6 protein-coding genes are annotated in these 9,221 nt (G+C 60.0%); 1 reads left to right on the top strand and 5 read right to left on the bottom strand.

Going from position 1 to position 9,221, the window contains the following annotated elements:
• Nucleotides 1–653 precede the first annotated feature (653 nt).
• On the bottom strand, nt 654–3,212 hold the full coding sequence (locus J4G14_13985) for a hypothetical protein (GenBank protein ID MCE2458899.1): 2,559 nt from the start codon (nt 3,210–3,212) through the stop codon (nt 654–656).
• A gap of 233 nt (nt 3,213–3,445) precedes the next feature.
• Here J4G14_13985 and J4G14_13980 point away from each other — a divergent pair, with 233 nt between their 5' ends.
• Nucleotides 3,446–4,195, top strand: a complete 750-nt coding sequence (locus J4G14_13980; GenBank protein MCE2458898.1) for a glucose 1-dehydrogenase — start codon at nt 3,446–3,448, stop codon at nt 4,193–4,195.
• 12 nt (nt 4,196–4,207) lie between these two features.
• Here the strand turns inward: J4G14_13980 and J4G14_13975 are convergent, their stop codons facing one another.
• From J4G14_13975 to J4G14_13960, 4 genes are all read right to left on the bottom strand, one after another.
• Nucleotides 4,208–5,095, bottom strand: coding sequence for a hypothetical protein (locus J4G14_13975; GenBank protein ID MCE2458897.1), 888 nt, complete (start codon nt 5,093–5,095; stop codon nt 4,208–4,210).
• A 48-nt stretch (nt 5,096–5,143) separates the two neighbouring features.
• Nucleotides 5,144–6,811, bottom strand: a complete 1,668-nt coding sequence (locus J4G14_13970) for a hypothetical protein (protein MCE2458896.1) — start codon at nt 6,809–6,811, stop codon at nt 5,144–5,146.
• A gap of 133 nt (nt 6,812–6,944) precedes the next feature.
• Nucleotides 6,945–8,051 carry an LLM class flavin-dependent oxidoreductase gene (locus tag J4G14_13965; GenBank protein ID MCE2458895.1) on the bottom strand — a complete coding sequence of 369 codons (1,107 nt, stop codon included), beginning with the start codon at nt 8,049–8,051 and terminating at the stop codon, nt 6,945–6,947.
• Nucleotides 8,052–8,253: 202 nt separating this feature from the next.
• The gene (locus J4G14_13960) at nt 8,254–9,018 is read right to left on the bottom strand and encodes a 2-dehydro-3-deoxyglucarate aldolase (GenBank protein MCE2458894.1); all 765 of its coding nucleotides are present in this window, start codon (nt 9,016–9,018) and stop codon (nt 8,254–8,256) included.
• Nucleotides 9,019–9,221: the final 203 nt, after the last annotated feature.

Raw genomic sequence — 9,221 nt, 5'->3', positions numbered from 1 at the left:
GTGTATGCTGCCATGGTCAGGCTGATGCTACGCCGACTGGCTGTCCCTACCTGAAATGACTTCTCAGACACCCTCTTACTCCATGCTGGTCAGGCTCTATTGGGAGAACGATCGGAAGGACTACTCGAGACCTATAGCCTTCAGACAACAAGTACTCAAATGAAGCTGTACAGCTCACTTCTATCTCGTCAACCAGCTCCGAGGCAACCTCCAACAGCATAGAGACAGGCCCTCATAGTACGAGGCGGACGGGGCAGATTGCTAGACGCCCGTGTGACAGTAATGGAAACTTGGAACGTGGGTTCATCATCTTCATTGTCTTCGCTTCGAATAAGCAGGCCCTGCGCTTTGTGTGTAGTTCCTTTTATGACGTACCTAGAGGCGAAGATTGCAAGAGTATCGTTTTCTATACTCTGCATATAGGTAAGTTCCATCAGTTCTTGCAACGAGGCGGCACTGCTCCCTAGTGGAGTCAATTCACTTTGGATTTCGAAAGATGTGCAGTTATGACGAGGCAGGTCTAATCTCATGACTAAAGCCTTGGCGTAAACCCAACCAACGGCCATTCGAAGTTAGCACACTGGGTAGGGTATATAGGGTGGTGACTTCAAGTATATCACCACCCAAGGATGGAATAGCCTAGAGACAGCCCCCTACCCGAGGCCGGCGAGGGCCTCTCGCTGGCGGGTCATGCGGCTTTCGCGTTCGTCGGCGAAGCGCTTGATGCCGGCGTAGATGGAGTCGGCGTCGAGATGGGCCTCGGCGATCACGTCAGACTCGCTTCCACCTGTCAGCCACTGGTTGTCCCAGTCTGACGTCAGCGAGTACTCGTCGGTGAGCGGGCCGACGTTCTGGACGGGCCACATGCGACGGGTGCCTGTGGTGACGATCATCATGTCGTACTTGTCGCTCGCAGACAGGACAGAGTCCTGGTACTCCTGCGACTGCCGGGTGAACAGCTCTTCGCTGATCGCTGCAACGACGCGGACGTTTACGCCCTCTTCTTCGAGTTTCGACAGTACCGAGACGAGGTTGACTGTCGATGACGAGCCCTGCACGAGCACTGTGCCGTGCCTGGGCTTGTCCGGGTCGAAGTCGCGAATGAGATAGAGTCCCTTGGCAGCGGCCGTGAGGTCCGTGTCCGCGAAGGTGCTGCGGTCAGCGACCGGGAAGTCCGGCCTGGCGACCTCGAGCACGATCACACCGACTTCCTGTTCGCGCGCCGCGATCTCAGCGGCAGCGAAGTAGGCAGGTGCGACGTCGTTGTAGTCCCAGAAGCTAAGAGTGATCGCCTGCCCGCGTGGGAAGAGCTTCCACACCTGCGGGGAGAAGATGCCGAAGTGGGTGCGTGCGTCAGCGGCCGTCTCGGGACCGGAGTGGCCCGCGAGAATGTGCAGCACGCCCGTACCGAACGGGCTGTCCTGGTTCTGCTGGCTCCACACGCGTGCTGGGAGATACATGAGCGGGGTGAACGCGCCGTACGTGCCGCTGAGAGCCCAGACTCCCACGTGTTCGTCTGGATCCAGAGAGACCGACTGGCCGACGAGACCTATGGCGGTGGACGCATTGCCCGCTTCCTGGATGGCGGCCTTGAGCCTGCTTCCGCTGGGGTTGGCGACCGGGTCGAAAGTGTCCCAGATCGCGCCATGCTCGACGTTGATCGACTCAGCGAGGTCGGCAGCCACGACGACGAATCGGTTGTTGGTAACGTAGTTCGCCCACTTAATGATCTCGGAGATCGCTCTTCGCGTCCCACGCACGTTGCCGGGCTCTTCGAAGAGCTTGATGGAGAGGTCTTTCTCCTCGCCGCTGCTGGGGTTGGTGACGGTAAGGTTCTGAGGCTCGACCGGCAGATTCTTGACAGCGAGCCGCGAGTCCTTGAACGGGTTCGTCCCACGGTCGATGCGCAGTGGCAAGCCGTCGTCAACGCTTTCACCGAGTTCGACTAGGCGGTTTGCGAGCCAGTCTCCCAGGCCATTCTGCTCCAACACAGACATGGCGATGTCTATGTTCCTCTTGAACTGGATGAGCCGTTCGCGGTTGTCCGAGACTGCGCCGTCCCGGATGCCCTCGAACTCTACGCCGAAGCGTCGCTCGAACGTCTCTGCGAGGCCGACGAAGTAGTCGCCGTTCATGGCGAGGTTGTACGGGTGGCTGTGGTAGCTGACAACCTGCTCGCCGTAGCCAGGAATCTGGCCGTCGACCGCAGCGGGCCACCAGCCCTTGACGGTCTTGCCGACGACAATCATGGGACGGTCGTCTTCGTGGTCCCACTCTTCCATGGTCTTGAAGGCGGCGACCACCTGGTCGTAGTCGTTGCCGTTGTCGAGGGTCATTACGTTCCAGCCGTAGGCGGCCCACTGGTCCTCGATGCGATAGGCGTCGTATACGGGGCGGATGACGCTGCCCACGAGCTCGTCATCGATGCCGGCGTTGTTATAAGAGAGCAGGACTCGCAGGCGCTTGCCGACCTGCTGGGCAACAGCGGCGGTCTTCATTTCCTGCGAGTGACCGGAGGTCATGGCGAACTCGCCCTCGATAGCCATGATCTTCAGGCTGTCGGGAGCTCCGACGATGTCCCAGAAGGCTGCCTTGCCAGCTGCGGTCGCTATGCCGATGCCGGAAGGTCCGCCGTTGACGTCGTTTGTCAGGTCGGTAGTCTCAGAGTGACCGGCGAGCGACCTGATGCCGCGGATCTTGGCCTGCTCCATCAGCGGATGATCGACGAGGTTGTTTTCCTGCAGCAGCGTGTCGAGCGCTCCCCTGCCCCGGCGGAATCCGAGGGCGTCTATTGAGAGCATCGAGGTGTTGGGGTCGGCTGCGTACTTATCGTCACCGGTAAGGGCGTGCTTTCGAGCAAGTGCCTCGCCCATGATCATCCACAGCGCGTAGGTGACGGGAGCATTGTGGCCACCGGCCAGCATGAAGCGGTCTGAGTATGGATGCTTGGGGCGGCGGTAGTCGTACCTGAGTCCGCCCAGATCGGGGCCGACCAGGTGGGAGGTGACAGTGTAAGGGGTGTAGGCCAGCGGGCCACCGAAGTGCCCGGTCTGCGCATAGTTGCCGAGCAGGACCAGGGTCATGGCGGTCAGGAAACCGACGTCTTCGAGTCGCTCCTTGTCATAGTCCGGTAGCTCGACTTCTCTCGCTGTTATGCCGTGTGACAGGGAGAGGGTGTTTACTATAGCCGTAGAGCCGCTTGTTGCCACCATAAAAAGTCTCCGTCCGCAGGTCTTGCTTCAATGGGAATCGATAGTTTTGCGCGTAGTCTAACTGTGTCATATTCGCGTACGACACCAAACTGAATGATAAGCGTTCGCCCTACGTAGTTGCAAGATTGGAGACCCTGCGAAAGACCCGCCGTGAACACGGGCCGAAGAGCGGCGCATACCGTACAATTGCGGCCACGGTAAGGCAGCGATTCATACGACGCAGGGGGTGACTTATGAGGCTCGAGGGCAAGGTAGCGTTGATAAGCGGAGGGGCACGCGGGCAGGGAGCCGTCGAAGCCAGGTTGTTCGCCAGCGAGGGCGCGAAGGTGGTGATTGGCGACATCCTCGATGACATGGGCAGGCAGGTCGAGGCTGAGATCGCAGAGGCCGGAGGGGACATAACCTACGTCCACCTCGACGTCACCAGCGAGTCCGACTGGGAAGACGCAGTTCGGACCGCCGTGGACAACTACGGGAAGTTGGACATACTGGTCAACAACGCTGGGATCCTGATCCGGGCAAATATCGAGGATACGACGGAAGAGAACTGGGACCGGATCATGGATATCAACGCCAAGGGCGTGTTCCTGGGCACCAGGGCTGCGATTCCGGCAATGCGCGATGCTGGCGGTGGTTCGATCATCAACATCTCGTCCGTCGCGGGACTCCAGGGGAGCCCTCAGTCGGCAGCATACAGTTCGACGAAGGGTGCCGTGCGTATCCTGACCAAGTCGACGGCAATCCAGTACGCGAAGGAGAACATCCGGTGCAACTCGGTACATCCGGGGATCATCTACACAGATATGACAAGTGACTCACTCGACACCGAGGAGGGTCAGCGCGACTGGATGAACCGGGTGCCCCTGGGCAGGCTGGGCCAGTCGGAAGACGTAGCCAACGGGGTGATGTTCCTCGCCTCGGACGAGTCTTCCTACATGACGGGCGGCGAGCTCGTGATAGACGGGGGAATTACAGCGCAGTAGGTCCGCGCATCACTAGTCGTCGCAGAATGGGACATCGCCTAGGAGGCCGTCGACGCCCTTCAGTCTGTCCGGTAGACAGCCGGTCAGGCCCGTTTCGTAGATGCTCAGGTACTCCAGCTTGATGAGGTCGTCCAGCTTGCCTGTGATTGGTCCCGTCAGATCGTTTCCCGCAATTACCAGCCACTCCAGCCGATCGAGATTGGAGAGTTCGTCAGGGATGGGGCCGGACAGGTCGTTGAAGCTCACGTCCATCCACGTAAGAGTGGCCATGTCGCCTAACTGTGATGGGATTTCACCGGTAAGCCTGTTGCCGCCAAGGTCGAGTATCGTGAGGTTACCAAGGTGGGATAACTCCTCCGGAATCCGCCCTGTAAGTTCGTTGCCATAGAGATGGAGGGACTGCAACGCCGACAGCTGGCCTAACTCTGGAGCTATCTGGCCGGACAGTCCACTGGTGGTAAGATCCAACGCCACGACTCGTGACTGGTCTCCCGCAACTATTACACCCTGCCATTGGGTGATGGGCACGTCAACACTCCAGTCGAGTTCACCATCGCCGACGAGCGTGGGTAGCGCTGACAGCAGCGCGGCGCAGTCTCTGGCCAGTCCGTCTTCAGCCGTCGGGTGCTCACTCGGGGCTCCCCCAGGGCACAAGATTGGCGGAGCCGACCCTTGCTGAACGATTGTGAATCCGCTCGAAGGCGCTGCCGGCCTCTCGGCTTGCATTTCTAGGCTGGCCAACCCGCGGTCCTGTGAGATGATGGCGGCGACAATGGCGGCAGCGATGGCTAGTACGATTACTGCCTGTGCGAAGAGGTACTCTCTCCCCCACGATCTGTCTCGTTCTTCGCCGTTGCCGCCGTTTGGGGGCGTCGAGCCCGGCTGGGGATCATCGTTCACGATCGATCACTCTTCGGACCAGGGCTGCAATGCAAGAGCAGATGGCAATCAGTGGGCCAGCGTACTTGGCACCCATCCGCCATACAGAGGGTACTGGGAGCAGATGAACTCGATGTAGGCGGGCTGTCCGGACTCATTGGCTGCAAGTGCGCGTTCCAGCGCCGGGATCACTTCGGACGGCTCGGACACTCGCTCTGTGTGAAGCCCCAACTGTCCGATGACCTTGGACATGTCGACGTCATCTGGGCCAAGCACGACGTGGGTGTACGGGTCGTGTCCCTCGCCCCAGAAGCCGGGGCCGTACCCTGCGAAACCGCCGTTACTGATGTGTGCAATCGTGATGCCGACTCGCTCGCGCAGTGTGACCTCCAAGTTGCCGAGCATGTAGCCAACTCCGGCGTCTCCGGTAACCGCGACGCACTGGCGGTCTGGATAGGCCAACTTTGCACCAATCGTCGATGCGAGGCTGAATCCGAGCGTGGATACGTTGCCCCATCCCAGGAATCCCCGTGGGATTAGCGTGTCGTAGATCGTGCTGAGCTGGTCTCGGGTGTTGCCGGAGTCGTGAGTGACGAACGAGTTGTACGGATCGAGCACCTTCATCATGTCGCCGTAGACGCGATATGGATTGATCGGCGTGTCGTCCGACGCCATGGCCTCCCGGTAGCCTGCAAGGGCGGCGTCTCGTGAAGCAGCGACCTCGGACTCGACGTCGGGGGCAGTGCGACCATCACCTCCGGTCCTGTCTGAGACCTCGGCTGCCAGCGCGTCGAGCGTGAACCTGGCATCGCCGATCACGGCGTGGGCGGTTGGGTAGATGCGGTTGACGTGTAACTCGTCGAGGTTGCACTGGATGATTTTCTTGCTGGCGGGGTCAGGTATCGCGTGGCTGAAGCGGCCGGGCGAGAGGCTGGAACCGACGGCGAGGATCACATCGCTCTTTGCCAGGTACTCAGCGGGAGCGTCTCCACGGACTCCTACGAAGAGCGGGTGGTCTTCAGGGAAGGCACCTTTGGCTTTCAGGGTAGTGACGACCGGTGCGTTCAGCAGCTCAGCGAGGGCCCTCAGTTCGGCAGACGCGCCGGCATAGATCACGCCTTCGCCTGCATAGATCAGCGGGTTCTCTGCGTCGAGAACGATGTCGGCGGCTGCGGAGACGTCGGCGGGATCGGGGGCCGTCTTCCAGCCCTTGACCGGGGTATAGGGGTCGGCGGTCTCGTCATACTCTCCCGAAGCTTCCGGCACGGACAGCACCACCGGTCCAGGCCTGCCACTTCGCAGCATGGTAAATGCGCGGCGCATGAACTCCGGTACCCTCGACGGTCTGTCGATGTACCCGTACCACTTGGAAACGGACTTCAGGCTAGTGGTCACGTCGAACTGCGAGTTCTCCGTGCTGCCTGCAGGAACGCCATCGGTGATACACAGTATGGGCGAGCCATCCTCGAATGCCTGGGCCAGACCTGCATAGGCGACCTGGATGCCGGCAGCGTTCACGCCACCCTGCACCGTGCACACGCCTATGCGTTCACCGCCGGTCACGCGGGAGAAACCATCCGCGAGCGCGATGGCGTAACGGTCGTCACGCATCATGACCATGGGGACGCCCTCGCGTCCGAGGGCGTTGTTCACCCTGCACACGGGGAAGGTCGAGACCCACTCGACTCCTTCCTGCTTCAAGATTCTTGCTATGGCGGTTGCGACATCGATGGTCATGTATTGCTCCTATTCTGGAAGCTCTCTAAAGGGTTCATTCTTATCTGGTGGGGTGAAAGGGACAGGTCATAGTACCTTTCACCCTCACCCCCGTATCAAGTACGGGGTAGGCTCTGAGGGAGGGGAGATCAGTTTACTTGGGGGTAAGATCAGCCAGTCTTGGCATCACCTCCTGGGAGAGCAAGCGGACGGACTTCTCGTACGAGTCTCTATCTTCCGAGTGGTCGAAAGTGAGCCAGAGCAGTGTACCGAATCCTCCGACAGTGTCATACAGGGCGCGAAGCTTCTCTTCGACGGTGTCAGGAGAGCCCACAATCCAAAGGTTGTCGTGCATGTAGTCGAGTGTCACGTCGTCGTCAGAAATCGACTTGTCGTGTTTCATGAAGCTGACGAACGGGTACGCCCCATACGAAAACAGCGGGCGCAGGTACTCGCGCCAGCAGCGCCCTAGCATCCCGTTCATCGCTCCTTCGCGAGCCTCCTCGTCAGTGTCTGCTACCCAGACGTCGCGAACGATGCGCCACTCGCTGCGTGAAGGTGGCTGTCTGCCTGCTGACTCCGCACCTTCGACCACGGCGTCCCAGTGGCTGGCGACGTAGACTGCGTTGAGTCCCAGGCTCATCGGGATGTATCCCCGCTCGCCGACTATCTTCAGCGTGTTTGAACCGGGGCTGGCGCCGGCGACTCCTATGGGTGGATGAGGTTTCTGGTACGGGGTCAGGAACGTCTTGAGAGTGGCGTACTCGTACTCTGCGGGGTCGGGGATGTTCACGTTCCAGAACTGTCCCTTGTACTTGAATGGGCCTTCGATGTGTTCCCAAAGGCTGAGGATGATGTCGAGCGACTCGCGTGTCCTGGCGTGGTGCTCCCCCTCGTCGAAATCGACGTCGAACAGCTCGTGGTCTGAGAGCAGACCACCCGAGCCGATGCCGAACATATAGCGACCCTGTGCGAGGTGGTCGAGGTAGGCGACCCTGTGAGCAAGCTCCACCGGATGATGGAACGGCAGCAGATGAGCGCCAGTTCCGAGCTTGATGTTCTTCGTACGCATCAAGGCCTGTGCTATCAGCAGGTCGGGAGTGGGAACGGGCTCCCACGGCGCCGTGAAGTGCTCCCCGATCCACGCCTCGCTCAGGCCATAGCTGTCCGCCATCTCAAGACAGTCGAGGTCCCACTGGTGCGCGTCCCAGGTGGAGCGCTCGGGCGGGTGTGAGGGCATGAGGAACAGTCCGAGCTTCATCGGTGACCTCCGTGGCCGGCGTCAGGCGACGCCCGCGATGAGTCTTGGCGCACAGTATATCTTGTGGGCCGTTAGATGTGGGGATGACAGATGAGGTGTTGGTCTCGCAGCGCAGCTTTCATGCTTGGGTAATGAAACTTTCCCCTCATCCCCGGATCAAGTCCGGGGCAGACTCTAACCTTCTCCCCAAGGAGAAGGGACTCTAGTCGCGGTTAAGAGCGGCGAGTCCGCTTGTTACGGCGGCGGTTACGAGACCGTAGTCGGGTCCGTACTGGATGAATGTGAACCCCTGTGACTGGCGCTCGCGGAGGCCGTCCGGAGTGTTGGCCGAAACGCCGATTTCCACGCCGTGCGCGCGGGCAATCTCCAGCGCCTTCACTGAAATATCCTCAATCTCTGGAAGTGGAAGCTGTCGTGGGTCGAGACCGAGTTCGAGCGAGAGGTCCCAAGGGCCGATGGTCAGAACGTCGATACCTGGCACGGCGCATATCTCGTCGAGGTTCTCGACGGCGTCCTTCGTCTCCAGGATGAGTGAGACGAGGATGTTGTCGTTGGCGCGTTCCAAGTAGTCGTCGTTGTCGAGCGTGTATGACGATGCTCGCAGTGGGCCCCAACTCCTAATGCCGACAGGCGGAAACCGGGTGTAGGAGACGATGGCACGGGCCTCTTCTGCAGTCCTGACTCCGGGCACGAGAATACCCATCGCGCCCATGTCCAGGGCACGCTGAATGTAGACCTGATCTCGGTTGGGAACGCGCACGATTGGCACGGCATCGGTGTTTCCGATGGCCATCAACATCTGCTGGACTTCAGCGGAATCGAGCGCATTGTGCTCGGTCTCTACGACCAGCCAGTCCATGCCGGCGAGTCCCATCAACTCTGCGACCACCGGGCTGCCCAATCCGAGGAAACAGCCGATGGCAGGCTTCCGATCCTTGACGAGTTGGCGTACACGGTTGTCTTTCATGAGTGAGTCACCGCCCGATGGTAGTTCTCCGCAGTCTATGTGGGGCGTCTGCTAGCGTCAAGTAACCGTCCCACAGGCGGTGTGAAAAGAAGAGGGCGGAGAAACTTGGTAAGGTTTCGGTAACCAAGAGAGACCAAAACCAAGAGACTCCGCTAATGTCCAGAGTAAGATTCACACTTCCACAGAGCCTGCCCCGTTGTAGA

The sequence above is a fragment of the Dehalococcoidia bacterium genome, assembly GCA_021295915.1.
Taxonomy (GTDB): domain Bacteria; phylum Chloroflexota; class Dehalococcoidia; order Lucifugimonadales; family UBA1123; genus VXRN01.
Note: the sequence above shows the minus strand (reverse complement) of the source record. Positions and strands in the feature narration are given on the sequence as shown.

Excerpts from the sequence above, each read along its gene's own strand:
- J4G14_13970 (MCE2458896.1), bottom strand. The coding sequence starts at position 6,811 with ATGACCATCGATGTCGCAACCGCCATAGCAAGAATCTTGAAGCAGGAA.
- J4G14_13965 (MCE2458895.1), bottom strand. The coding sequence starts at position 8,051 with ATGAAGCTCGGACTGTTCCTCATGCCCTCACACCCGCCCGAGCGCTCC.
- J4G14_13985 (MCE2458899.1), bottom strand. The coding sequence starts at position 3,212 with ATGGTGGCAACAAGCGGCTCTACGGCTATAGTAAACACCCTCTCCCTG.
- J4G14_13960 (MCE2458894.1), bottom strand. The coding sequence starts at position 9,018 with ATGAAAGACAACCGTGTACGCCAACTCGTCAAGGATCGGAAGCCTGCC.
- J4G14_13980 (MCE2458898.1), top strand. The coding sequence starts at position 3,446 with ATGAGGCTCGAGGGCAAGGTAGCGTTGATAAGCGGAGGGGCACGCGGG.